Here is a 23,227-nt window from a genome sequence, read left to right as displayed (position 1 = left end):
CGGGCTCGCTTCGCGCCCCGGGACGACAGCCGAGTGTGTAGGGGCTTCTAACGTTCCCTACTCCGACGGCCCCTCACCCGTAAACAAACGCTCCGTCGTCCAGATCCGTCTTCGGGATCTCGTCCTTCTCGGTCCAGTAATCCTGGCTGTGCTGCCATTCCGGCTTGTCGCCGCGCTTGGGCAGCAGGTCCATGTTGCGCATGATGTAGCCGGGATTGAAGTTTTCCGGATCGATCCAGGGCAGGATCGGCATGTTGTGGTCCTCAGGCCGCAGCCTGACCTCGACCTTCTTCGTGCCCTTGGCCTTCATGTGGCCGAGCAGCCGGCAGACGAAATCGGCGACGACGTCGACGCGCAGCGTCCAGCTCGCACGGAAATAGCCGAACACCCAGACCATGTTCGGCACGCCCGTGAACATCATGCCGCGATAGGTCACGGTGTCGCCGAAGGCGAGCGGCTTGCCGTCGATCTCGAAGGCGATGTCACCGAGCGCCGCAAGATTGAAGCCGGTTGCGGTGACGACGACGTCGGCTTCCAGCAACTTGCCGGACTTGAGCTGGATGCCGTTCTCGACGAAACATTCGATCTCGTCGGTGACGACGGAGGCCTTGCCGCTGGCGATGCCCTTGAACAGATCGGCATCGGGCACAAAGGCGATACGCTGCCGCCACGGCCGGTAGGTCGGCGTGAAATGCGTTTCGACGTCGTAGTCCGGACCGAGAACCGCGCGGATCTGGTCGATCAGATCCTTTTTCACCTGCTCCGGCTTGGCAATGCAGAGCTTTGTGAAAGCATCCTGCTCGAACAATATTTTGCGGCGGACGATCTCGTGGATCCACTCCTCGTCGACCTGAAGCCGGCGCAGCTCCTCGGCGATCTCGATCGCGTTGCGGCCGAGCCGGAAATAGGTCGGCGAGCGCTGCAGCATGGTGACATGCGCGCAGGCGTCGGCGATGTTCGGCACCAGCGTCGCCGCGGTCGCGCCCGAGCCGATCACGACGACCTTCTTGTTCGCGAGGTCGATATCGTCGGGCCAGCTCTGCGGATGGACGATGCGGCCCTTGAAGCGGTCCATGCCCTTCCATTCCGGCGTGTAGCCTTCGGAATGGCGATAATAGCCCTGGCACATCCAGAGGAAGTTGGCGGTGAACGTTTTCGCCTCGCCGGTGTCGGTCGTCGTCGCCTCGATGGTCCAGAGATTTTGCTCGCTCGACCAGCTCGCGGAATTGATCTGGTGCTTGTAGCGGATGTGCGGGGCGATATCGTTGTCTTCGATCACCTCGTTCATGTAGGTGAGGATTTCCTCGGCGGTCGCGATCGGCGGGCCGACCCAGGGCTTGAAGCTATAACCGAAGGTATGGAGATCGCTGTCCGAGCGAATGCCGGGATAGCGATGCGTGCTCCAGGTGCCGCCGAACGTCGCCTGCGTTTCCAGGATGACGTAGCTCGTGCCGGGAAGCTGCTTTTCGATGTGATAGGCGCTGCCGATGCCGGAGATGCCGGCACCGACGATCAGCACGTCGAAATGTTCAGAGGCCTGCTTGGTTGTGGCGTGACTGCGGACAGCGACATTCATTGTTGCTTCTATGCCTTGCTTGTTTTTGTGGCCGCCCTTGACCGGACGGCGCGTTTCCTCCGCGACGGGCATGGTCGCCCATCGCGCTTCCACTTCAAAATGACACAGATCAATTCGCGGTCAAACTATAACGCCGCACCCCAGCTCCGCGCGGTCTGCAAAATCCAGTCGCGATAGAGCGTGAGCGGCGTGACGCCGGTCAATCCGCCGCAGCCGGCGGCGCCGTTCGGCCCCGTGGACCAGCTGATGACGCCGACAAGCACCGGACCGTTCGGCTTGTCCTCGAACACCGGACCGCCGGAATCGCCGGTGCAAGCGCCAATTCCGTCGCGAACACCGTTGGTTACGGGATCGACCAGCCGGATCTGGAACGTGCCGGGCTGGCCCGTGGCCACGAGCCCGGCGACGCGCGTCGCGCCGCCGCTCTTGCCGTCGCCACGCACGGTGACGCCGATACCGGCGATGACGAAGCGGCTGCCAACCTGGATTGGAATAGTCGGCGCACCGACCGACACCGTCGATTTTCCCTTGAGTGGAATTTCCAGTTGCAACAATGCCACGTCCGCGGTGGCGCGGTGCGCCTGCATTGCCTGCATGTTGAAGTTGGGATGGATCGCGACGGTGCGCACGTTCAGCAATTGCGGCGCACCGTCAGCGCCGCGATCGACGATCTTGTAGTCCGCGCCGGGCTGCACACAGTGAGCAACCGTCAGCACGACCTTCGGAGCGATCAGGCTGCCGGTGCAGAAATTGCCACGCGAGCCGACGATGGTGACGACCGCGCGCGCGACACCATCGGCCTGCGGCGTGCCGCCGCCGACGATGGCGTGTGCGGGCTTAGCGAGCAGCAGCGCGGCTGCGATGAGGGTTGCAAGCTTCTTCATGGGAACACGCTTTGGCGTCAGCATCGGTGACGGCGGGATTGCTTCGGACTGGCCCTTGCCGATAGCGCATGCTAGCGCTCTTGGGAAGGAATTGACGAGGGCGGGATCTTGACGATCGAGGCTGTGATCTTTGATTTTGGCGGCGTGCTGACGAGCTCGCCGTTCGAGGCGTTCGCGCGGTACGAGACCGAGCGCGGTCTGCCCGTCGACATCATCCGGCGCACCAACGCCGCCAATCATCTGGAAAACGCCTGGGCCAAGTTCGAGCGAGCCGAGGTCGATATCGACACCTTCGACAAGCTTTTCGCGGAGGAATCGCGCGCGCTCGGCGCGGAGGTGCGCGGCCGCGACGTGCTGCCGCTGCTTCAGGGCGATCTGCGTCCCGAGATGGTCGAGGCTCTCAAGCGCATCAAGGCGCAATTCAAGACCGGCTGCATCACCAACAATCTGCCTGCCAACGCGATCGGCAGCATGACCGGACGCTCACTCTACATCGCCGAGGTGATGGTTCTGTTCGACCACGTCATCGAATCCGCCAAGATCGGCCTGCGCAAGCCCGACCCGCGCATCTACAAGATGATGGTCGAGACGCTGAGGGTCGATCCGAAGAAGTGCGTCTATCTCGACGATCTCGGCGTCAATTTGAAGCCGGCGCGCGAGATGGGCATGACGACGATCAAGGTGACGAGTGGGGCGCAGGCCATCGCCGAGCTCGAGGCGGCGACGGGGCTGAAGTTGGGGTAGGCGCCTCATCGTTGCGAGGCGCGAAGCCGTAGGGTGGGCAAAGCGGAGCGTGCCCACCGCAAGCAGATGGTGGGCACGGCGCTTTCGCGCCTTTGCCCACCCTACGGCAGCCTATTCCGCCGCGGCGGCGATCCGCTCCGGAAAGGCGGCCGCCAGGGATGCTCTATCCGGCTTCAGCACGCCGCGCTCCGTGATGAGACCAGTGACCAGCCGCGCCGGCGTCACGTCGAACGCGTAATTCGCGACCGGCGAGCCCTCCGGCACGATGCGCACCGTCTCCAGCCGGCCGTCCGCGGTGCGGCCGGTCATATCGGTCACCTCCGTGCCGCTGCGCTGCTCGATCGGAATGTCGCGGATGCCGTCATCGACGGCGAAATCGATCGTCGGCGACGGCAGCGCGACATAGAACGGCACGCCGTTGTCGTGCGCGGCAAGCGCCTTCAGATAGGTGCCAATCTTGTTGCAGACATCGCCATTGGCGGCGACGCGGTCGGTGCCGACGATCGCGAGGTCGACCATGCCGTGCTGCATCAGGTGCCCGCCGGTGTTGTCGGGGATCACCGTGTGCGGCACGCCGTGATGACCGAGCTCCCAGGCCGTGAGCGAGGCGCCCTGGTTGCGCGGACGGGTCTCGTCGACCCAGACATGGATCTTGATGCCACGCTCGTGCGCCAGATAGATCGGCGCCGTTGCGGTGCCCCAGTCGACGGTGGCGAGCCAGCCGGCATTGCAATGGGTCAGCACGTTGACCGTCTCGCCCGGCTTCTTCTTTGCGACGATCGCCTCGATCAGCTTCAGCCCGTTGCCAGCGATGCCGCGGTTGATCTCGACATCCTGCTCGACGATCTCGTCGGCGCGCGCATAGGCCGCCTCCGCCCGTTCAACCGGATCGACCGGCGCGAGCGCCGTGCGCATCTCGTCGAGCGCCCATTTCAGATTGATCGCGGTCGGCCGCGCCACGACCAGCGTGTCATAGGCGCGCTTCAGGCCGGCGTCTGATGAGTCCTCGCGCATGGCGAGCGCCATGCCGTAGGCCGCGGTTGCACCGATCAGCGGCGCGCCGCGCACCAGCATGTCGCGAATGGCGACCGCAGCGTCTTCGCAAGAAGTCAGCTTAGCGATGACGAACTCATGCGGCAGCCGGCGCTGGTCGATCGCGCCGACCGACCAGCCATCGCGCTCGCGCCAAATGCTGCGGAAATGCTTGCCGTCAACCTTCATGGCATTCTGCCTTTCGTATCACGCCCGCAGGATGCGCCCGGCCACCGCATCGAGCTTCTTCAAGAGCTCGGGATCGCGCGCCTCGGGCGCCGTGATCAGCGCGGTGTCGAGCGCGCGGTCCGAACCGATCGGGCACGGCTCGTGCTCGCGCGGAAAGTCCCTCGCGAGCCGCGCCACCAGCGCCTTCGCCTTGTCGGCGTTCGAGGTCAGCACGCGGATGATGTCCTGCACGGTGACGGCGTCGTGGTCGGGATGCCAGCAGTCGAAATCCGTCACCATCGCGACCGTGGCGTAGCAAATCTCGGCCTCACGCGCGAGCTTCGCCTCGGGCATGTTGGTCATGCCGATCACGGAATAGCCCGATGTCTTGTAGGTCATGCTTTCCGCATAGGTGGAGAATTGCGGCCCCTCCATGCAGACATAGGTGCCGCCGCGCGCAAACGCGATGCCCTCGGCTTCAGCTGCCGCCGCAAGATGGATGCGCAGGCGCGGCGAGACCGGATGCGCCATCGACACATGCGCGACGCAGCCCCGGCCGAAGAACGAGCTCTCGCGCTTGTGGGTGCGATCGACGAACTGGTCGACGAGAACGAAGGTGCCGGGTGGCAATTCCTCCCGAAACGAGCCGCAGGCCGACAGCGAGATCAGGTCGGTAACGCCGGCCCGCTTCAGAACATCGATATTGGCGCGATAATTGATGTCGGAGGGCGACAACCGGTGACCCTTGTCGTGCCGCGGCAGGAACACGATCGGCAGGCCGGCAATAGAGCCGCGCCGCAGAGGGGCCGACGGCTCGCCCCAGGGGCTCTTGATCACCTCTTCGTGCGCGCCCTCGAGACCCGGCAGATCGTAGATGCCGGAGCCACCGATGATGCCCAATACCGCCTGCGTCATGCCTGCTCCACCCGTTCGCCATGTGCGACATGGTTAAGCTATGCCAGTTTTGCGGCGGTTTTGGAACGGGGGCGGTGGGGCGATGCCGGTGCTGTGAGGGGCCTCGAGTGCTCGCCTCACTCTCAGTGTCGTCCCCGCGAAAGCAGGGACCCATAGCCACAGGGCGCAGTTTGGCGAGGATTCGTCGTTCTGTACCGCGACCTTCAACGATCGATAGATTCCGCGGTATGGGTCCCTGCGTTCGCAGGGACGACCCGGGGAGAGATAGGTAGGTCTAATTAAGCCGCGGCGGCCAGCTGCAGCTGGGTCGCGACCATCCGCTCCAGCGTCTCGACCGACTGGAAATTCTCGGGCGTGATCTCGGACTGCGGGATGGTGAAGTCGAACTCGGCTTCGACGCCGAGCATCAGATTGACCATGTCCATCGAGGTCAGACCCGCATCGACGAGCTTCGCCTGTGGTGTGATGTCCGCGGTGAGCGAGTTCTGCTCGAGGATGCCCTTCACCAGCTTGATGATGCGATCGCGCACGTCGGTATCGAAGGCCTGCATCGGTAAATTCCCATCTGTCTATTCAACGGTCGGACCGGTTGCCGGCTACGATGGGCGCGACGGGCCGATCCCACAATGGGCGCCACCATTACTTCGCCTTTCTTAGTAAACGATGACTCAGATTGTCTGGAATTCCGGGTTCTTCCAGATCCCTAACGCGATCGCGGAATTGTCGGCGATGCAAACAACCCGAACTTAACTGTTCGTTGGGAATTGCGGTTTGTTTACCCTCTATTTCATCGACGAATTTGAATTAAATCCGTAGCCTCGTCTCACAAGCAAAATGGTCGGAGGATCGCTTGCACGGCATCGCGAATGATGCCGGCGATCCTGAACGGCAAACCGGAGGCGGACGAGTATGAACGTGCGTGAAGCAGTCCTCACTGTCGACGAAACGCAAACGAGCTTTCTCGAACACGGCCCCTCCCTCATCGAACGCGCTACCCGGACAGCCGCTGCGGCGGCGGCCGACGCGGACGGGGTCGATCGCGACGCCCGCTTCCCCCACAAGGCTTTCGAGGTCGCGCGTGAGCAGAAACTGCTCGGCGTCATGATCCCGGTCGAGTTCGGCGGCCTTGGCGCTTCGATCTACGACGTCACCGACATCTGCTACACACTCGGGCGCGCCTGCGCCTCGACCGCGATGATCTATGCGATGCACACGACCAAGGTCGCCTGTGTCATCAGGCACGGCCACGGCATCCCCTGGATGGAAACGATGATGCGCCGGGTCGCCCGCGACCAGTGGCTGCTCGCCTCCTCCACCACCGAAGGCCAGAACGGCGGCAACATCCGCGCTAGCGCCGCGGCAGTCGACCACGCCGGCGACGCAGTCTCGCTGATGCGCGACGCCACCGTGATCTCCTACGGTGCGGAGGCCGACGGCCTCGTCACCATCGCCCGCCGCGCCACCGAGGCCGCCGCCTCCGACCAGGTTCTGCTGGCGCTCGCCAAGGACGATTATTCGCTGAAGCAGACGCAGGGCTGGGAGACGCTCGGCATGCGCGGCACCTGCTCGACCGGCTTCGAGCTGAAGGTCGATTGCCCGGCCGACCGCATCTTCCCGGAATCCTATGACAAGATCCATGCCCAGACCATGACGCCGTTCGCGCATCTGTGCTGGTCCTCGGCCTGGGCCGGCATCGCAGCTGCGGCCGTGACCCGTGCGCAGGCTTTCGTTCGCAAGGCGGCCCGCACCTCGGGCGGCCAGATGCCGCCGGCCGCGGCGCATTTCACGGCTGCGAAGATGTCGCTGGCCAAGCTGCGCGCGCTGATCGCAGCCAATGTCGACACCTTTGCCCGCGCCGAGCATGACGAGCGTGCGCTGAGCTCGCTCGATTTCCAGTCCTCGATCACGCTGTTGAAGGTGCAGGCCTCCGAGCTCGCGGTCGAGACCGTGATGCATGCGATGCGCACCGCGGGCCTCTCCGGCTACCGCAACGACGGCGAATTCACCATGGGCCGCCACCTGCGCGACGTGCTGTCCTCGCCGATCATGATCAACAACGACCGCATTCTCGCCAACGCCGCCACTTCGACGCTGATGAGCGGCATTCCGGCAAGCCTTCGGGACTAGAAAGCCTTCGCGACTGACGTGCCTTTCGGCCAAAAAGAACAATTTCAGATAGCAGGAAGTCGAACATGAACATTGCTGTTCTCCCCAGCTCGCCCGAGACCGCGCCGCAAATCGCCGATCCGCTCGATCATCTCGCTGACAAGCTGTTCCACCCCATGGGCTCGGACGGCGTCTACGCCCGCACCGCGCTCTATGAGGGCGTCGTCGAGCGTCTCGCCGCGCTGATCACGAGCCATCGCGAGACCGGCACCGAGGTCATGCGCTTTCCGCCGGTGATGAGCCGGGCCCAGCTCGAGAAATCCGGCTATCTCAAGAGCTTTCCGAACCTGCTCGGCTGCGTCTGCGGCCTGCACGGCACCGAACGCGAGATCAACGCGGCGGTGAGCCGCTTCGATGCCGGCGGCGACTGGACTTCATCGCTCTCGCCGGCCGACCTCGTGCTGTCGCCCGCCGCGTGCTACCCGGTCTATCCGATCGCCGCGAGCCGCGGACCTTTGCCGAACGGCGGCCTGCGCTTCGACGTCGCCGCCGACTGCTTCCGCCGCGAGCCGTCGAAACATCTCGACCGGCTGCAATCGTTCCGGATGCGCGAATATGTCTGCATCGGCAGCCCCGACGACGTCGCCGATTTCCGCGAGCGCTGGATGGTGCGCGCGCAGGCGATTGCCCGCGACCTCGGCCTGACCTTCCGCGTCGACTATGCCAGCGACCCCTTCTTCGGCCGCGTCGGCCAGATCAAGGCGGTGAGCCAGAAGCAGCAGCAGCTCAAGTTCGAGCTCCTGATCCCGCTTCGCTCGGAGGATCAGCCGACCGCCTGCATGAGCTTCAACTATCACCGCGAGCATTTCGGCACGACCTGGGGCATCCAGGACGCCAATGGCGAACCGGCCCACACCGGCTGCGTCGCCTTCGGCATGGACCGCCTGGCCGTCGCCATGTTCCACACCCACGGCACCGATCTCGCCGCCTGGCCCGCCAAGGTGCGGGAGATCATGGGCATGCAGCCGTTAGTCACGGCCGATGCCCATGGTGAAGGCTGGCGCTAGAGCATGATCCGGAAAAGTGCGGGGCGGTTTTCCGAAAAGATCGTGCTGAAACGATAGAGCGAACGAGGCCTCCCATTTCCACGGGTAAAACGAGCGTGATCCACACCAAGGTCCGATGCCGCGAGATCACCGAGGCCGACGTCGATGCGGTCGCGGACCTGCTGACGCGCGGCTTCGTCGGCCGCTCGCGCAATTACTGGATTCAGGGGCTGCGCCGACAGGCCTTCCGGCCCGTGCCGGAGGGCTATCCGCGTTTCGGCTACATGCTCGACAATGACGGCGCGCCCGTCGGCGTGCTGCTGCTGATCTACACGGCGCGAAAGCACGGCGAAGAGGCCGCCATCCAGTGCAATTTGTCGAGCTGGTATGTCGATCCGGCCTACCGGAACTACGCCCCGCTGCTGACCAAGATCGCGCAGCGGCACAAGGATGTCACCTATCTCAACATCAGCCCGGCGCCGTGGACCTGGCCGATCATCGAGACGCAGGGCTTTCGTGCCTATTGCCACGGCATCTTCTTCTCCGTGCCCGCCCTCGCGCGCCCTCCGCGCTGGAGCAAGATCGAGGTCATCTCGCAGCACGCCAAGACGATCGAAGGGCTGACCGACGACGAGACGCAGCTCCTCACGCGGCATGCCCGCTACAATTGCCTCAGCCTGGTCTGCCGCACGCCGAAGGGGACGTTCCCCTTCATCCTGCAGCCGGTGCGCATCCGCCGCGGCTTCATCGCGCCGCCGGCGATGAAGCTGATCTATTGCCGCAGCGCCGCCGAATACGCCGCCTGCGCAGGCCGCATCGGCCGGCTGCTGCTGCGACTCGGCAAGATCTCGGTGGCGATCGATTCCAATGGCCCGATACCCGGCCTCGCCGGCATCTACACCGAGCGGCGCGGTCGTAAATATTTCAAGGGCCCGCACCGGCCGCAGCTCGGCGACCTCACGGACACGGAACTCGTGCTGTACGGGCCGTAAGGGACACTCGACCCAAACATCCGCTGTCGTCCCTGCGAACGCAGGGACCCATACCGCGTGATCTGTCGGTAGGGGCGGGTATTGGTACTGCGGGAGACCCGCTCACTGCCAGTCTTCGCCAAACCTCTTCCTGGGGGTATGGGTCCCTGCGTTCGCAGGGACGACACCTGATTTGTTGCAGGCTCTCGGCCAACTCTGGCTTGCAGGCACTTCCGCATTCGCGCGCTTGGCGCACGCCGCTCCGCATCCCCAGTCACCCTCCGTAAACTACTGCGCTTAAGGGAATTTTCCGGCCTCTTCGTTACGCTCAGTGGCTGAATTACGTTGCGTTAAATCTATTGCCGGCCGAGACCCGTCGATCCCATGACGCCGATCCGCGATAACGAGCTTGGTGCACGCCACGCAGAGGGCCCGCAGGCCCTCGTCGGGCTGAGCCAGCTTGCGCTCGATCACATGGAGCAGGGCGTCTGCGTCTACGACGCCGACAACCGGATCGTGCTGGTCAACCAGAGCTATCTGTCGCTGTTCGACATGTCGGCCGACATCGTGCATGTCGGCACGAGCTACCGCGAGGTGCTCGCACACAGCGCGGCGCGCGGCAACTTTCCGCAACACGAGATCGACGCGCTGTATACGAAGCGAATCGCGCAGATCGCAGGCGGGCAGCCGTTCCGCACCGAACAGACACTCGCGAGCGGACTCGTCATGGCGCTCGAGCTGAAGCCGCTTCCCGGCGGCGGCTGGATGACGATCTGCGATGACGTCAGCCGCCTCGCCCGGCTCGAGGCGGAATTACGCGTGCAGACGGAGCGCAGCCAGCACGCGCTCGCCAACATGTCGCACGGCCTCATCATGTACGATGGCGACAGCCGTGTCGTCGTCTGCAATGAGCGGTTTCTGAACCTCTACAATCTCGACCCCGACATCGTGAAGCCGGGCGTCTCGCATTGCTCAGTGATCGAACACTGGATGTCGCGCGGCAACCTGCCGGGCATGTCGGCCGACGAGTTCCATGACACCAGGCTGGAGGATGTGCGCAGCAGAAAGGCGAAGAGCCTGCTGGTGATGCGCTATGACGGCCGGATGGTGCAGGCGGTGTCCCGCTTCCTGCCCGACGGCGGCTGGGTGACGGTGCATGAGGACGTCACCGAGCGGCTGCAGTACGAAGAAGCGCTGCGGCAACAGAACTTCATCCTCGATGCGGCGCTGGAGAACATGGCGCACGGGCTCGCCTTCTACGACAGCGACATGCGCCTGCGCGTCTGCAACACCACCTACCGCAAGATCTATCGGCTGTCGCCGGAGGAAACCAGGCCTGGCACGCATCTCGGCGAGCTGATCGAGCGGTCGATGGTGAACGGGGCGTTCGTATCCGAATACAGTCCGCAACAGCTGCTGGAAGCCGCCAGTGCGAGGATCGCGAACCACGATTCCTCGCCGATGCGCCGGCGCATGTCGAACGACACCGTGATCTCGGTGCGCTACTGCGCGCTGCCCGAGGGCGGCTTCGTCGCCACCTACGAGGACATCACCGACCGCGAGCGCGCGATCGAAGAGCTGAGCGAGCAATACCGCCGCTTCGACGCGGCGCTGAACAACATGAGCCAGGGCCTGTGCATGCTCGATGCGAGCCTGCGCGTCATCGTCTGCAATCGCCGCTACATCGAGATGTATGGGCTGTCGCCCGATGTCGTGAAGCCCGGCGTCTCGATGCGCGAGATCATGGAGCATAGCTGCGACCTCGGCATCCATCCGAACACGACCGCCGCGAGGATCTATGCCGACTATGTCGAAAGGCTGCGCGAGGGCGAACACACGCTGCACCGTCACCTGAACGACGGCCGCATCATCAAGCTCAATCACAAGCGGATGGAGCACGGCGGCTGGGTTGTCACCTATGAGGACGTCACCGAGCGCCACAAGGCCCAGGCCCGCGTGGCGCACATGGCGCAGCACGATTCACTCACCGACCTGCCCAACCGCACGCTGTTCCGCGAGAAAATGGGCGAGGGACTGAACCAGGTCGCGATCGCCGGCGGAGCGATGGCCGTGCTGTGCTTCGACCTCGATAATTTCAAGACGGTCAACGACCGCCTCGGCCACGCCGCCGGCGATCGGCTTCTGCGCTGGGTCGCGTCACGGCTGAAGGAGAATGTCGGCGAGCATGACACCGTCGCCCGCCTCGGCGGCGACGAGTTCGCCGTTCTCCAGCGCGGACCGCAGCCGCAATCGGCGGAACGGCTCGCCCGCCGCCTGGTCGAGATCATCGGCCACCCGCCGCCGCTGGAAAGCCAGTCGATCCATGTCGGCGTTTCCGTCGGCATCGCGATCGCGCCCGATCACGGGCTCGATGCCGACGAGCTGATGAAATGCGCCGACCTTGCGCTGTACCAGGCCAAGGCCAAGGGGCGCGGCGCCTACCAGCTGTTCGAGCCGGAGATGGAGGAACAGGCGCGCGGCCGGCACGCGCTGGAGCACGATCTGCGTGGCGCGCTTGAGGCACGCGAATTTCACCTCGTGTTCCAGCCGCAGGTGCGGCTCGACACCACCGAGCTCACCGGTTTCGAGGCGCTGCTGCGCTGGAAACACCCCTCGCGCGGCTTGGTCTCGCCGGCCGAATTCATTCCTCTCGCGGAAGAGAACGGGCTGATCGTCCCGATCGGCGAATGGGTGCTGCGCACGGCCTGTGCGACCGCGGCGTCCTGGCCCGATGTCACCGTCGCGGTCAATTTGTCGCCGGTGCAGTTCCGCTCGCGCGGACTGGTGGCGATGGTCACGAGCGCGCTTGCGGAAGCCGGCCTGCCGCCACGGCGGCTCGAGCTCGAGGTCACCGAGACAGCGCTGCTCGACGACAGCGAGGCGACAATCGAGATCCTGCACCAGCTCCGCGCTCTTGGCGTGCGCGTCAGCCTCGACGATTTCGGCGTCGGCTATTCCTCGCTGAGCTATTTGCGCAAGTTTCCGTTCGACCGCATCAAGATCGACCGTTCCTTTGTCGGCACGCTCGGCGAAAGCCCGGAGAGCGTCGCCATCGTCCGCACCATCGCCAGCCTCGGCTCCGTGCTCGGCGTCGAGACCACGGCGGAAGGTGTCGAGACGATCGAGCAGCTCGACTTCGTCCGCGAATGCGGCTGCACCGCGGTCCAGGGCTATTATTTCGGCAGGCCGTGCCCGGCAGCCGAGGTCGGCCACACGATCGAGCGACTGAACGCGGTCAGGCGCGTGGCGTGACGCTCCGCTTCACCTTGCCGCTCTCTCTATCGTTACGCCCGACACGACCTCAGGCGATTGAGCGTGGCACGATCGGCCGATGCGAGCGCATTGCTCCACTCCCGTTCGGAGAGGTCTCCGACCAGGCTGGAAAGGCTGATGGCAAGCGCACGAAGCCGCGCATTCTCCTCAAGAAGCAAAAAAACGTCGTTCGACGGGGATTCATCGTCCGAAAAGCTAGCGCCTTCGCAGAGCTGCTGCGACAAGAGTTCGAAAGACTCATCACGCACGATATCTTCGGCAGTGGAAATCAGCTTCTGTCTCTTATGACGCATTAAATCTTCATCACTCATGGCAAATTCCCCAACTCAGGACATGCCTCCAACCGCATTTGGATACATCGATTGAGTCGGCGGCGGATTTGAGTCCGAAATGGGCTCGCACGATGTACGCCTCGTGTCCCCCGACGCCTCGCTTGCTTATTCGTTCGCTTCGCCGGCGTCTTTCAGACCGGCTCGCAGTGCGGTCACGACGCGATGGGCCACGTCGATATCCCTGACCGACAATCCATCCGCAAGGCCGTTGACCCACGGGACCTGCAACCGGCCGGCGGCGTCGTAGACCTGCCTGCCCTTGTCGGTGAGCACCACGAGCTGCGCCCGGCGGTGATGCGGGTTGGTCTCGAACACGACGAGACCATCCCGCGCGAGGTCGTTGACGATACGCTGCACGTTCTGGCGATTGGCGCCGAGATTGCGGGCGAGCCAGGCGACCGGCTCCGGGCGCTCGGCGTCGGCGATCGCCCCCAGGATCTGCCAGCGCGCACTGGTGAGGCCGAGCGACGTCACCAGCCGATCGCCAGCGGTCAGAAGCAGGCTGTTGGCGCGGAACAGGTCGAGGATGAGGCCGGTCAGGGCTTCGCCCGCCGGGGTCCGTTTGGTCTTGTTCATTTGGAACTATTGCTCCGTATTGACATCATGATGTCAATTGCCTATATCCGGGACTGTCGAATTGACATTATGACACCAACTTGACCGGAGCAATGTCATGCCCCTCATGCGTCCCCTCGACCCTGCCTTCCCGATCGACCGTCAGATCGCGCTCGAAACCGGCCCCGTGGTGCTCGTCAACGTGTTCACGCTCGACGCCGAGGATGAGCGGGTCTTCCTCAAGACGTGGCAGGACGACGCCGCCTTCATGAAGCGCCAGCCCGGCTTCATCTCCACCCAGCTTCACCGCGCCGTCGGCGACAGCCCGACCTATCTGAATTACGCGGTGTGGGAATCCAACGCGCATTTCCGCGCCGCTTTCACCCACCCGGAATTCCGCGCAAAGATTGCCGCCTACCCCGCATCGGCGGTCGCGAGCCCGCATCTGTTCCAGAAGGTCGCGGTACCCGGTATTTGCGTGGGGTAGCTGCCTCATCGTCATTGCGAGCGCAGCGAAGCAATCCAGACTGCCGCCGCGGAAAGATTCTGGATCGCTTCGCTGCGCTCGCAATGACGGAGGAATGTGGCGCGAGGGGTGGGCGCGCTTCCGCCTTCGCCCTTCGAGCTACGGCGGACAAGCCGCTTCGTCCACCTACGATGTCTCAGCTCGCCGCGGGCAGCGCGCTGTCCGGCGGCGTGCCCCATGGGCGGTCGGCTGAGGCGAGCCCGATCAAGCGGCCCTGGATGTAGTCGCAGCCCCAGTCGCGCAGCATGGCGGCGGCCTCTTCGTCCTGCACCCACTCGGCGACCGTCTTGATGTCGAGGCGGCGGGCGAGGTCGATCAGGGTCTGCACAAAGGCGCGGTCGTCGGCGGAACGGGTGATGTTCTGCACGAAGGCGCCGTCGATCTTGACGATGTCGACGCCGAGCTTGCGCAGGTTTCGGAACGAGGTGTAGCCGGCGCCGAAATCGTCGATGGCGATGCGGCTGCCGAAATTCTTCAGCCGCGTGACGAAGCCGCGCACGTCATCGATGTCCTGGATCGCGACCGTCTCGGTGATCTCGACGATCAGCCGCTCGGCGACGCCGGGATGGGCCAGCATCAGCGACTCAATTCCAGCCCACCAGTCCGGATCCATCGTCGTATCAGGCGAGATGTTGAGGCTGAGGCAGATGTCGGGCGCGGACGCGAGCTCGGCGACCACGAGCTCGAGCACGCGGTGATCGACCAGGCGGATCAAGCCGAGCCGTTCGGCAACCGGCACGATGTCGGGCGCCAGCAGCACCTGGCCGTCGCCCTGGTCCATCCGCACCAGACATTCGTGGAACGCGCACTCGCGCGAGGCGGCCGCGACCACCGGCTCATAGGCGAGCTTGATGCGGCGCTCGTTCAGCGCGGTGACGATCTCGTCGGTGACACGGATGTTGACGCGGCGCTGTGCGTCGCGCGCAGCATCCGGGCGCCACGCCGCGAACGAACCGACGCGGCGTTGTTTTGCCGCGTCCAGCGTCTCATGGGCGCGATTGACGGCCTCGTCGGTGCTGCGGGCATAGCGCGGCACGCTGACCGCGCCGATCGACGCTGTGACCGAGACCGGGCCGGATTTGGTCGGCACCACCTCGTCGCGGATGCCGGCAAGGAAGCGCTCGGCGGCGACGTTCATGTCATCGACGGTGCAGTTCTTCAGGATCAGGCCGAACTTGTTGCCGGAAAAACGGCCGAGCACGTCGCCGCCGCGCAGGCGGGCGCGGATGCGCTTGGCCACGTCGAGGATCACGGCGTCCGCGACATCGAAGCCGAAGGCGTCGTTGACGCGGGCGAGATGATCGATGCCGACCAGCATGAAGGCTGCGGTCGAGCGGAAGCGGGTCGTCTCCTCGATCGCCTCGGCCAGCGCCGCGATCAGGTGGGAACGATTGAGCTCGCCGGTCAGCGGATCGAGCCGAGCCAGCTTGGTCAATTCCTCATCGCGGGCGTGGCGCTCATTGTTGATGCGGATAGAGCCGATCGCGCGCACCGGGCGGCCATCGGGGCCGGCGAACCAGCGGCCGGTCTCCTCGATCCAGACCACAGGATCGGCGGCGCTCATGCGCACGCCGTATTCGACCCGGTAGGGCGTGCCGTCGGCGCCGTGCACCGGCGAGGTCTGCGCCAGCGCGGCGGTCCGCAGCGTCTGCGCGGGCTCGATCAGCTTGGCGAATTCGGCGCCAGTCGCGAGCCGCTCGGGCGGGATGCCGGGAAAGACGCTGGCGACCTGCTCACCCCACACGATGGAATCGCTGGCGATGTCCCAGGCGAAAACGGCCTGACCAAGAGCGGCCAGGATGTCGGAGGCTTGCGGCAATGCAGGGGTCAAAATCGCCTCGTTTCGGGACAGCAGGGAGTCCTGAGTCGGCACAGAATACGGCCAGATTCGACTCCGACTCTAGGCAAAGTTCATAAACAATTTGGAAACCATGTTTCGCAGGCCCGTGGAACCAAACCGGCCCGGCCGGCATAGGCCTTGCGAGTACATGACACGCACCGGCGCCAGCGTCTCGAAACGCGACAGGCCTCGCCGGATCAACGGTGATTGCGATGTTAAGTACTGATCGATCGGACTGCACGGACAATGGCGCGGGCACGGCCCTGGTGCCGCTGCTGCCGACGTTGCAGTGGGTCCACAAGGCGCCGCTGCCCCGTCCCGATCCGAGCTTCGTCACCCAACTCATCGCCAATGCCGAGCACCTGCCCCAGGCCAGCCGGCTCCGCCGCGCCTCGTCCGAGGATGCGCAGATGGCCTATGGCGACAAGCACCCGCTCGGAAGCGTCACCGCGCGCACGCGGCAGGTGGCTTAAGCACGACGAATTTGCTGAGAGAGGTGGTGCCCTTCACCTCGCCCCGCTTGCGGGGAGAGGGAGCGCACCGCCATTGCGGCGGCGACTCACGATCAGCGCGGCGCGTCGGGAGACGGCGGCGTGCCGTTGCCCGGTTGCAAATCCGGCGAGGGAATTTCCGGCGAGGGCGGGTTCACCGGCTTCGGCGCGGGGTGATCCTTCAGCACGGATTCGGCGACCGACTGCGCTGACGGCGCGGGTGGCACCGCCGGCGCAGACACCGGCTCGAACTTGGGTTCGGGCGCCGCGTCGTCCGCTGCCGCTTCGGCCTGGCGCTTGGCCTTGCGCGGCGCCGGCACTGTCGTCTCCGCGACATAGGTGACGCGGCGGCGCGTGCGCTGGGCGATACCGCCGAGGAAATCGGCCATCGCGAGCAGCACCAGCAGGAAATAGGTGGAGTTGCCGAACTTGGGCCACATCACGAATTCGGCCGCGGCAGCACCGAACACGATCAGCGACAGCAGATGATCCATCAGGAATTTCGAGCCGGGCCGCGCGCCTTTGACCACCTCTAACAGCAGCAAGACGATACCGAGCGCGAGCATCACGTCGGCAAGCGTGACCGGCCAGGTCTCGCCCGTGATCATCGGCACCTTGAACAGCACGTCCGTGAAGGACACGGACGGCATCAGGAAGGCGATGATGTTGTAGACCGCGAGCGGGATCAGGAGCAGCGGGAAACCGACCATCGGCGAAATGCCTTCTCGATCAAGATATCCGGACAGGACAATGCGGCCGCGAAGCATTAGCTCCGCCGCCGTCATTGTCATATCTCATTGGGTGGCCGAAATCAGGCAGGCGAAATGATCCTGCCCGGAGAAAGGTCCTAAATTCAGGACTCTTTCTTCTTCAGGACCTGACGGCCCTTGTACATGCCGGTCTTGAGGTCGAGATGGTGCGGACGACGGAGCTCGCCGGAGTCCTTGTCTTCCGCATAGGTCGGCTTCTTGATGGCGTCTGCCGAGCGGCGCATGCCACGACGCGACGGCGAGGTTTTTCTTCTCGGAACGGCCATTTCAATATCCTCTAGGGATTGGTGTTGTCAGGGCATCGTCCGCGAGGGGACGGCTCAGCACCCGCAAACCGAGGCGAGCTGAATGCCGATCAAGGCCGGGCTTATAGAGGAAGGCTGGCCGTAAATCTAGGCTTTTGGACCGGAAAATACGTCCGAAAAGGGCCCAAAATCAGCGAATTTCCCGCCAGCAGGTCAAAAGCGAGTTCGCCTGCGCCCTCGCCACATAGGTCCCCGCCAGCCGCCGGACGCCAGGCCCGGGGGTCCGGGCGCTCCGTTTGACCGGATTGGGCAGGATCGAGGCCAGAAGTGCCGCCTCCCGAGGCGAGAGGTTGGCCGCCGATTTGCCGAAGGCATAGGCGCTGGCCGTCTCGACCCCGAACTGGCCCTGGGGACCGAGCTCGGCGATGTTGAGGTAAATCTCGAGGATTCGCGCCTTGGGCAGCACGAGATCGATCCACAGCGCCAGCGGGAATTCCAGCGCCTTGCGGACGAAATCCCGCCCCTGCCAGAGGAACAGGTTTTTTGCCACCTGCTGGGTGATGGTGGAGGCGCCCCGGAAGGGCGTACCGTCCTCCTTCGCATCGTCGATCGCCTCGCGCAGCGCGCCCCAGTCGATGCCATGATGCTTGCAGAAATGGGCGTCCTCGGCCGCCACCACCGATCGCAGCAGCGAGGGCGACATCGCGGCCAGATCAATCCACTCCCGATGCATCGGCGCACCCCGGAGCGACCGCCAGGCCATCAGCGTCGAAACGGGATGGCCGGTGCGGTAGAACGGCGCGATCATGTAGGGCGCGAGAGCCACGACCACGAGCGCTACCAGCAGGATCTTGACGATGCGCAAATCGACCTTTCCGGCGCAAAATGAAACGCGGCCACGGATCCCGCCATTAAGTCTGTGATAATTCGGGCCTTTTCCAGCACTTTTTAGGCCTTCCAAACGATTGACTGAGGCGGGCGCATAAAGGATTGTCCCGCCGAATTTTAGTTCTGGAGCCCTTCTTGATGACCGGCACGTCCCCGTCCGATTTCGCCAAACGCCTGGACAAGACCGCTGATGACACCGAAGCCCTGCTTGGACGCCTGCTGGCTGACGACATCCTGCACGATGAGATCGCCCGTCCCAAGCGACTGATGGACGCAATGCGCTATTCGAGCCTCAACGGCGGCAAGCGTCTGCGGCCGTTCCTGGTGGTCGAGAGCGCGGCCGTGTTCGGCGTTCCCCGCGAGGCCGCCCTGCTCGCCGGCGCCGCGCTCGAATGCATCCACTGCTACTCGCTGATCCATGACGATTTGCCGGCGATGGACAATTCGGACCTGCGCCGCGGCCGTCCCACCCTGCACAAGAAGACCGATGACGCGACTGCGATCCTCGCCGGCGACGGCCTGTTGACGCTCGCCTTCGACATCATCACCCGCGATGAGATCCACCGCGACGCCAATGTGCGCCTTCTGCTGACGCGCGCGCTGGCGCGCTGCGCCGGCATCGGCGGCATGGTCGGCGGCCAGATTCTCGATCTCGCCGGCGAAGGCCGTTTTGGCGGCAACGAGCCGATCGATGTCGCCCGCATTCAGCAGATGAAGACCGGTGCGCTGCTGCGCTACGGCTGCATCGCGGGCGCGATCCTCGGCCAGGCCTCGCAAAAGGAATATCAGGCGCTCGACGATTACGGCCGCGCGCTCGGCGAAGCCTTCCAGATCGCCGACGATCTGCTCGACGTCGAGGGCGATGCGGCAGCACTCGGCAAGCCGGCCGGCGCCGATGCCGCGCTCGGCAAGACCACCTTCGTCACCCAGCTCGGCATCGAAGGCGCCAAGCAGCGCGTGCGCGACCTGCTCGCGCGGGCCGACGGCGCCGTGTCGATCTTCGGCGACCGCGCCGCCGTTCTGCAGGCCGCCGCGCGCTTCGTCGCCGAGCGGAAGAACTGATGTAGTGCACGGTCTTCACCTCGCCCCGCTTGCGGGGAGAGGTCGATATTCAGGCACGGCTTGAATATCGGGTGAGGGGGAGCCTCCGCGAATCCAGCTCTCACCGTCCTTGCGGAGGCGCCCCCCACCCCGACCCTTTCCCCACAAGCGGGGCGAGGGAGCAGGCCGCCGCTGCGGCGACAACGAGAGTTGAGCGAGAGGGCTGGAGCCATCATGGCCACCGACAAAGACGATCCCGTCCTCGTCCGCTTCCGCAAGATGTCGCGGCCGATGCGGCTGATCTATGCGCGGCCGCGCACCTTTATCGCGCTCGCTGCCGGCATCCTGGTCTGCCTGCTGCTGCCGGGATCGCACCGGCTGGTGACGCGGCTGCTGTTCGGCTGGGATGCGTTGATCGCGGTTTATCTCGTGCTGGTCTACGCAATGATGCTGTGCAACGACCAGCAGCACATCCGCCGCAGTGCCGCAATGCAGGACGACGGCCGCTTCGTGATCCTGCTGGTGACGGCGATCGGCGCCTTCGCCAGCATCGCAGCGATCATGTCTGAGCTCGGCACGCCGCATCGCGGGGCGTGGGAGTTGACCATCGCGATCGCCACCATCGCGCTGTCATGGGCCGCCGTGCACACGACCTTCGCGCTGCATTACGCCCATGATTATTACCGGCACCCGCCGGGCGGATTGCAGTTTCCGAGCGGCGATAAGGAAGATCACGCCGATTATTGGGACTTCGTCTATTTCTCGTTCGTGATCGGCATGACCGCGCAGGTCTCCGACGTCGGCATCACCGACAAGACCATCCGCCGCACCGCGACCGCGCATGGCATCGTGTCGTTCATCTACAACACGGCGTTGCTGGCGCTGACAGTGAACATCGCGGCAAGCGCGATCTCGAACTGACGTCGACGGCGCGATCCTAGTTGCACACCTCGGCATTGGCGTCGTTGCCGGGGCCGCCGCCGCCGCGATATTCGAGATGACAGCCGTGGTTGACCGGGCGGCAGCTGCCGCCATTGCAGAAAATCTGCCCGCCACCCGAGGCGCGGCCGGCGCTCGCGGCAGCCGCAATGCCCGCCGCGCCACCGGCCTGACGGCGCTGCCGTGCGGGACGCTCATCGCCGTCGTCGCGCTTGGCAGTTGCGGGCTTGGCCGTCGCAGGTTTGGCGACGCGCTGCTTCTCGCACTCATTGTCATCGTTGATCGCATAGCCCTCACGGCAAACGATCTTCGTGCACTTGTCGCCGTCGGCCTTGAAGCCGTGCTCGCAGACCAGCGGGCAGACGCGCGACGGCTTTGACTTGACCGTATCGAGCGCATCTGTGCTCGCCACTTTCACGTCGAGCCTGGTGCCGGCATAGCGGTTGAACTGCGACAGCGAGCGCCGCGAAGTCGTATTCCAGTTGCCATCGGCCTGCCCGGAGAAGCAGCCGACGCGGCCGAGCTCGGTCTGCACCAAGCGGCTGAGGTCGACCGGCGTGGTCGTCGGCGTCAGCGAAGCGACGCTGGTGCCGGCGGGGCTCGCCGTGCTGGCGGGTGCAGCACCTGGCGCCGCTGCGGCGAGGTTGACGCGCTGCTGCTCGGCCGCGGCCGCCTGCTGCTGCACCTGCTCCTTGGCCTTCTGCGCGGCGAGCTGCGCCTGCTCGGCGGCTTTCGCATCAGCCGCAGCCTTGGCCTGCGCATCCTTCTGCGCGCCGAAGGTGGCAAGACGATCGCGTTCGGCCTCGGCCTGCTTCGCCTTCTCGGTGGCCGCCGCATGGGCCTGCTCGGCACCGATTTTTTCGACCTGAAGCTTGGCGAGATTCGCATAGAAGCCGTCAGGATGCTGGGCCAGGAATGCTTCCCAGGCCGGCCTGTTGCCAACCTGGAGCGCGAGTTCGTAATCGCGGCGGATATCGGCCGCCTGCGGGCTCGCCACCGGCGCCACCGGAGCGGCCGCGACCACCTTGACCGGCACCAGCGGCACGTCCTCGCCGCCGAGCGAGCCGTACACGAACGGCTCCTGCTTGTTGCCGGTCGATTTGAGCACGTCGTCGCGCACGAAGCCGAAGGCGCGGCGGACGTCGAGGCCCGGCGTCGTCAGATGCTTCGACAGTGCCATAGTAAAGGGGCTGTTGGCGCCGTCGCCGTCCTGCGCCGTGAAGCCGGCCTTGGCCGAATACGCGATCAGCGTGTTGGGGCTGTTCGGCTCGACCTGGGCCAGGCCGCGGCCGATGCCGCGCGAGACAACCGTGCGCTTCATGGTCTTGCCGAACGGATTATCGCGGCAGGCGTCGAGGATCACCAGGCGAAGCTGCTTGGCGGGCTCGACCGTGACCAGGACGCGGTCGAGCGACAGCCCCTGGTCGTAGACATCGGTGTCGCGTTCGAGCTTGGCGTCAACAGGGATCAGATAGTTCGAGCCTTCGACCTCGATGCCGTGGCCGGCATAGTAGACCACGGCGATGTCGGCATCGCGCGTCGCATCGGCAAAATCGCGCAGCACGCGCCGCGTCTCCAGCGCGGACAGATCATGCCGGGACTCCACAATTTCGAAGCCGGCGTCCTTCAGCGTCTTCGCCATCACTGCACCGTCATTGACGGGGTTCGCGAGCGACGGCGCGTACTGATAGGACGAGTTGGCAAGGACCAGCGCCACGCGCTTTCCGGCGAGAGCGGGCGCAGCGCCGAACAAGAGAGCCAGAAAAAGCGGACAAAGTCCGAGCAGGCTACGCATGACAGAACTTCCAGAGATCGGGAACAATTCGGTCGCCCTTTGGGGATTGCCTTAGCAGAATCCGCCGTCGCATTTGTGATTGAGATCACGAAGACGATGCCTGCAAACTGCCAAGGAACTCTTTAGTCTCGCCAGAGCGATAGCGGTTCGCTGGCGCAGGCCAAGTATGCGCTCAGTCACCCCCGATGTGTCCCCGGTATTGCGGCAGCTCGTCCGTGATCTCATGCCAGGGCGCCTTCGAGCCCACGAAAATGTGGGCGCTCGGCCGAATCGAGGGGGCGTCAACCAGGGTTCCCATGGCGACATGGACCCATTTTCCCTCGCGCACCCGGGAATAAAGCAACGAGCCGCAGCGGGCGCAGTGCGCGTCGTGGGTTGTGTCGTCGCCATAGATGAGGCGCTGGTCCTCGCCACGGACGATGCGGAGCTTGTCCTGCACGATCCCGGCGAACGGCTTGAAGGCGGAGCCGGTGGTGCGGCGGCAGTTCGAACAGTGGCAGTTCAGTGCGTAAGAGAACGCGTCCACGACCTCGTAGCGCACGGCACGGCAATAGCATTCACCGGTGAGGATCCGAGCGTTCGAATTTTCTGATCCGGTCATTCCAGCGTCCTCGCGCAATTGGCGCAGACACCCATAGCGCATTTTGATGTGTACGACTAAGTTCGCCCCGAGCCATCATTCAAAGGGATGACCCATGAGCCAGAACCGTTCGAGCGTCGAAGCCGTCGTGCAATCCTATTTCGACGGACTTTACGAGGGCGATGCCGAAAAACTCGGCGCCATCTTCCATCCCTCCGCCGATTTGCGCTGGGTCGAGAAGGGCGAGCTTCAGGTGCTGACCGTGCCCGACTGGCTCGATCGCGTCCGCAAGCGCCCTTCCGGCAAGGCCGAAGGCAAGCCGCGCGAGGATTTCATCGTCACCATCGACCGCTCGGACGACAAGACCGCCTTCATCAAGGTCAGGTGCCAGCTGCCGCCGCGCTTTTTCACGGACTATCTGGTGGCGATGAAGCTCGCCGACGGCTGGCAGATCGTGTCGAAATCGTACCGGTATGACCTGAGGGAGTGAGGGCACCCTCGCACTGCCCG

23 protein-coding genes are annotated in these 23,227 nt (G+C 64.7%); 10 read left to right on the top strand and 13 right to left on the bottom strand.

From position 1 onward, the window contains the following. Positions 1-73 precede the first annotated feature (73 nt). Together AB7535_RS37980 and AB7535_RS37975 are read right to left on the bottom strand one after the other, a co-directional pair. Positions 74-1,576, bottom strand: coding sequence for a flavin-containing monooxygenase (locus AB7535_RS37980; RefSeq protein ID WP_283017857.1), 1,503 nt, complete (start codon positions 1,574-1,576; stop codon positions 74-76). A gap of 125 nt (positions 1,577-1,701) precedes the next feature. Then, positions 1,702-2,460: a S1 family peptidase gene (locus tag AB7535_RS37975; RefSeq protein WP_208083613.1), complete on the bottom strand. Its 759-nt coding sequence runs from the start codon at positions 2,458-2,460 to the stop codon at positions 1,702-1,704. Positions 2,461-2,568: 108 nt separating this feature from the next. Between AB7535_RS37975 and AB7535_RS37970 the strand changes: the two genes are divergently transcribed. After that, a complete protein-coding gene (locus AB7535_RS37970; RefSeq protein WP_283017858.1) occupies positions 2,569-3,204 on the top strand; it encodes an HAD-IA family hydrolase in 636 nt (211 codons plus the stop codon). Between the two features lie 111 nt (positions 3,205-3,315). On the opposite strand, the gene mtnA is transcribed toward AB7535_RS37970, so the two are convergent. From mtnA to AB7535_RS37955, 3 genes are all read right to left on the bottom strand, one after another. Beyond that, positions 3,316-4,425 (bottom strand): S-methyl-5-thioribose-1-phosphate isomerase, encoded by a 1,110-nt coding sequence (gene mtnA / locus AB7535_RS37965; protein WP_063980007.1) that lies wholly within the window; start codon positions 4,423-4,425, stop codon positions 3,316-3,318. An 18-nt stretch (positions 4,426-4,443) separates the two neighbouring features. Beyond that, positions 4,444-5,319 carry an S-methyl-5'-thioadenosine phosphorylase gene (locus AB7535_RS37960; protein WP_166347844.1) on the bottom strand — a complete coding sequence of 292 codons (876 nt, stop codon included), beginning with the start codon at positions 5,317-5,319 and terminating at the stop codon, positions 4,444-4,446. Positions 5,320-5,597: 278 nt separating this feature from the next. Then, complete coding sequence (locus AB7535_RS37955) at positions 5,598-5,870, bottom strand: phosphopantetheine-binding protein (protein ID WP_014491153.1); 273 nt, start codon at positions 5,868-5,870, stop codon at positions 5,598-5,600. A gap of 358 nt (positions 5,871-6,228) precedes the next feature. Between AB7535_RS37955 and AB7535_RS37950 the strand changes: the two genes are divergently transcribed. The 4 genes from AB7535_RS37950 to AB7535_RS37935 all read left to right on the top strand — a co-directional run bounded on the left by AB7535_RS37950 (position 6,229) and on the right by AB7535_RS37935 (position 12,694). After that, complete coding sequence (locus AB7535_RS37950) at positions 6,229-7,446, top strand: acyl-CoA dehydrogenase family protein (RefSeq protein ID WP_283017859.1); 1,218 nt, start codon at positions 6,229-6,231, stop codon at positions 7,444-7,446. A 65-nt stretch (positions 7,447-7,511) separates the two neighbouring features. Then, on the top strand, positions 7,512-8,492 hold the full coding sequence (locus AB7535_RS37945) for an amino acid--[acyl-carrier-protein] ligase (RefSeq protein ID WP_166071877.1): 981 nt from the start codon (positions 7,512-7,514) through the stop codon (positions 8,490-8,492). A 95-nt stretch (positions 8,493-8,587) separates the two neighbouring features. Beyond that, positions 8,588-9,463 (top strand): acyl-CoA acyltransferase, encoded by an 876-nt coding sequence (locus tag AB7535_RS37940; protein WP_085404032.1) that lies wholly within the window; start codon positions 8,588-8,590, stop codon positions 9,461-9,463. A gap of 363 nt (positions 9,464-9,826) precedes the next feature. Next, positions 9,827-12,694: a PAS-domain containing protein gene (locus tag AB7535_RS37935; protein ID WP_439037550.1), complete on the top strand. Its 2,868-nt coding sequence runs from the start codon at positions 9,827-9,829 to the stop codon at positions 12,692-12,694. Positions 12,695-12,726: 32 nt separating this feature from the next. Here the strand turns inward: AB7535_RS37935 and AB7535_RS37930 are convergent, their stop codons facing one another. Together AB7535_RS37930 and AB7535_RS37925 are read right to left on the bottom strand one after the other, a co-directional pair. Further along, complete coding sequence (locus AB7535_RS37930) at positions 12,727-13,026, bottom strand: hypothetical protein (protein ID WP_038942196.1); 300 nt, start codon at positions 13,024-13,026, stop codon at positions 12,727-12,729. A 126-nt stretch (positions 13,027-13,152) separates the two neighbouring features. Then, positions 13,153-13,623, bottom strand: coding sequence for a MarR family winged helix-turn-helix transcriptional regulator (locus AB7535_RS37925; RefSeq protein ID WP_166347826.1), 471 nt, complete (start codon positions 13,621-13,623; stop codon positions 13,153-13,155). Positions 13,624-13,720: 97 nt separating this feature from the next. Here AB7535_RS37925 and AB7535_RS37920 point away from each other — a divergent pair, with 97 nt between their 5' ends. Next, the gene (locus AB7535_RS37920; protein WP_354113317.1) at positions 13,721-14,089 is read left to right on the top strand and encodes an antibiotic biosynthesis monooxygenase family protein; all 369 of its coding nucleotides are present in this window, start codon (positions 13,721-13,723) and stop codon (positions 14,087-14,089) included. A gap of 175 nt (positions 14,090-14,264) precedes the next feature. Here AB7535_RS37920 and AB7535_RS37915 read toward each other — a convergent pair whose 3' ends face one another. Beyond that, positions 14,265-15,959, bottom strand: a complete 1,695-nt coding sequence (locus tag AB7535_RS37915; protein WP_354113316.1) for a bifunctional diguanylate cyclase/phosphodiesterase — start codon at positions 15,957-15,959, stop codon at positions 14,265-14,267. Positions 15,960-16,180: 221 nt separating this feature from the next. On the opposite strand from AB7535_RS37915, the gene AB7535_RS37910 reads away from it, so the two are divergent. Further along, positions 16,181-16,441 (top strand): hypothetical protein, encoded by a 261-nt coding sequence (locus tag AB7535_RS37910; protein ID WP_354113315.1) that lies wholly within the window; start codon positions 16,181-16,183, stop codon positions 16,439-16,441. 92 nt (positions 16,442-16,533) lie between these two features. On the opposite strand, the gene AB7535_RS37905 is transcribed toward AB7535_RS37910, so the two are convergent. The 3 genes from AB7535_RS37905 to mtgA all read right to left on the bottom strand — a co-directional run bounded on the left by AB7535_RS37905 (position 16,534) and on the right by mtgA (position 18,339). Further along, positions 16,534-17,169 carry a hypothetical protein gene (locus AB7535_RS37905; RefSeq protein ID WP_071917057.1) on the bottom strand — a complete coding sequence of 212 codons (636 nt, stop codon included), beginning with the start codon at positions 17,167-17,169 and terminating at the stop codon, positions 16,534-16,536. Between the two features lie 143 nt (positions 17,170-17,312). Next, on the bottom strand, positions 17,313-17,495 hold the full coding sequence (gene rpmF, locus AB7535_RS37900) for a 50S ribosomal protein L32 (protein ID WP_028149139.1): 183 nt from the start codon (positions 17,493-17,495) through the stop codon (positions 17,313-17,315). Between the two features lie 169 nt (positions 17,496-17,664). Beyond that, the gene (gene mtgA, locus AB7535_RS37895; protein WP_166347818.1) at positions 17,665-18,339 is read right to left on the bottom strand and encodes a monofunctional biosynthetic peptidoglycan transglycosylase; all 675 of its coding nucleotides are present in this window, start codon (positions 18,337-18,339) and stop codon (positions 17,665-17,667) included. A gap of 161 nt (positions 18,340-18,500) precedes the next feature. Here mtgA and AB7535_RS37890 point away from each other — a divergent pair, with 161 nt between their 5' ends. Both AB7535_RS37890 and AB7535_RS37885 read left to right on the top strand, forming a co-directional pair. Further along, positions 18,501-19,424: a polyprenyl synthetase family protein gene (locus AB7535_RS37890; RefSeq protein WP_028149141.1), complete on the top strand. Its 924-nt coding sequence runs from the start codon at positions 18,501-18,503 to the stop codon at positions 19,422-19,424. 213 nt (positions 19,425-19,637) lie between these two features. After that, positions 19,638-20,324, top strand: a complete 687-nt coding sequence (locus AB7535_RS37885) for a DUF1345 domain-containing protein (RefSeq protein ID WP_063980020.1) — start codon at positions 19,638-19,640, stop codon at positions 20,322-20,324. Positions 20,325-20,340: 16 nt separating this feature from the next. On the opposite strand, the gene AB7535_RS37880 is transcribed toward AB7535_RS37885, so the two are convergent. Further along, positions 20,341-22,137 (bottom strand): caspase family protein, encoded by a 1,797-nt coding sequence (locus tag AB7535_RS37880; RefSeq protein ID WP_354113314.1) that lies wholly within the window; start codon positions 22,135-22,137, stop codon positions 20,341-20,343. Positions 22,138-22,309: 172 nt separating this feature from the next. Beyond that, positions 22,310-22,738 carry a GFA family protein gene (locus AB7535_RS37875; RefSeq protein ID WP_354113313.1) on the bottom strand — a complete coding sequence of 143 codons (429 nt, stop codon included), beginning with the start codon at positions 22,736-22,738 and terminating at the stop codon, positions 22,310-22,312. A gap of 94 nt (positions 22,739-22,832) precedes the next feature. Here AB7535_RS37875 and AB7535_RS37870 point away from each other — a divergent pair, with 94 nt between their 5' ends. Then, complete coding sequence (locus AB7535_RS37870) at positions 22,833-23,207, top strand: nuclear transport factor 2 family protein (RefSeq protein WP_007598116.1); 375 nt, start codon at positions 22,833-22,835, stop codon at positions 23,205-23,207. Positions 23,208-23,227: the final 20 nt, after the last annotated feature.

This window comes from Bradyrhizobium sp. 956_D2_N1_4, assembly GCF_052076025.1.
GTDB classification, from domain to species: domain Bacteria; phylum Pseudomonadota; class Alphaproteobacteria; order Rhizobiales; family Xanthobacteraceae; genus Bradyrhizobium; species Bradyrhizobium barranii.
Note: the sequence above shows the minus strand (reverse complement) of the source record. Positions and strands in the feature narration are given on the sequence as shown.

What these genes read in the sequence shown, in the direction of transcription:
- AB7535_RS37980 (WP_283017857.1), bottom strand. Translation starts at nt 1,576, where the DNA reads ATGAATGTCGCTGTCCGCAGTCACGCCACAACCAAGCAGGCCTCTGAA.
- AB7535_RS37975 (WP_208083613.1), bottom strand. Translation starts at nt 2,460, where the DNA reads ATGAAGAAGCTTGCAACCCTCATCGCAGCCGCGCTGCTGCTCGCTAAG.
- mtnA (WP_063980007.1), bottom strand. Translation starts at nt 4,425, where the DNA reads ATGAAGGTTGACGGCAAGCATTTCCGCAGCATTTGGCGCGAGCGCGAT.
- AB7535_RS37960 (WP_166347844.1), bottom strand. Translation starts at nt 5,319, where the DNA reads ATGACGCAGGCGGTATTGGGCATCATCGGTGGCTCCGGCATCTACGAT.
- AB7535_RS37955 (WP_014491153.1), bottom strand. Translation starts at nt 5,870, where the DNA reads ATGCAGGCCTTCGATACCGACGTGCGCGATCGCATCATCAAGCTGGTG.
- AB7535_RS37950 (WP_283017859.1), top strand. Translation starts at nt 6,229, where the DNA reads ATGAACGTGCGTGAAGCAGTCCTCACTGTCGACGAAACGCAAACGAGC.
- AB7535_RS37945 (WP_166071877.1), top strand. Translation starts at nt 7,512, where the DNA reads ATGAACATTGCTGTTCTCCCCAGCTCGCCCGAGACCGCGCCGCAAATC.
- AB7535_RS37935 (WP_439037550.1), top strand. Translation starts at nt 9,827, where the DNA reads ATGACGCCGATCCGCGATAACGAGCTTGGTGCACGCCACGCAGAGGGC.
- AB7535_RS37930 (WP_038942196.1), bottom strand. Translation starts at nt 13,026, where the DNA reads ATGAGTGATGAAGATTTAATGCGTCATAAGAGACAGAAGCTGATTTCC.
- AB7535_RS37925 (WP_166347826.1), bottom strand. Translation starts at nt 13,623, where the DNA reads ATGAACAAGACCAAACGGACCCCGGCGGGCGAAGCCCTGACCGGCCTC.
- AB7535_RS37920 (WP_354113317.1), top strand. Translation starts at nt 13,721, where the DNA reads ATGCCCCTCATGCGTCCCCTCGACCCTGCCTTCCCGATCGACCGTCAG.
- AB7535_RS37910 (WP_354113315.1), top strand. Translation starts at nt 16,181, where the DNA reads ATGTTAAGTACTGATCGATCGGACTGCACGGACAATGGCGCGGGCACG.
- AB7535_RS37905 (WP_071917057.1), bottom strand. Translation starts at nt 17,169, where the DNA reads ATGGTCGGTTTCCCGCTGCTCCTGATCCCGCTCGCGGTCTACAACATC.
- rpmF (WP_028149139.1), bottom strand. Translation starts at nt 17,495, where the DNA reads ATGGCCGTTCCGAGAAGAAAAACCTCGCCGTCGCGTCGTGGCATGCGC.
- AB7535_RS37890 (WP_028149141.1), top strand. Translation starts at nt 18,501, where the DNA reads ATGACCGGCACGTCCCCGTCCGATTTCGCCAAACGCCTGGACAAGACC.
- AB7535_RS37885 (WP_063980020.1), top strand. Translation starts at nt 19,638, where the DNA reads ATGGCCACCGACAAAGACGATCCCGTCCTCGTCCGCTTCCGCAAGATG.
- AB7535_RS37880 (WP_354113314.1), bottom strand. Translation starts at nt 22,137, where the DNA reads ATGCGTAGCCTGCTCGGACTTTGTCCGCTTTTTCTGGCTCTCTTGTTC.
- AB7535_RS37875 (WP_354113313.1), bottom strand. Translation starts at nt 22,738, where the DNA reads ATGACCGGATCAGAAAATTCGAACGCTCGGATCCTCACCGGTGAATGC.
- AB7535_RS37870 (WP_007598116.1), top strand. Translation starts at nt 22,833, where the DNA reads ATGAGCCAGAACCGTTCGAGCGTCGAAGCCGTCGTGCAATCCTATTTC.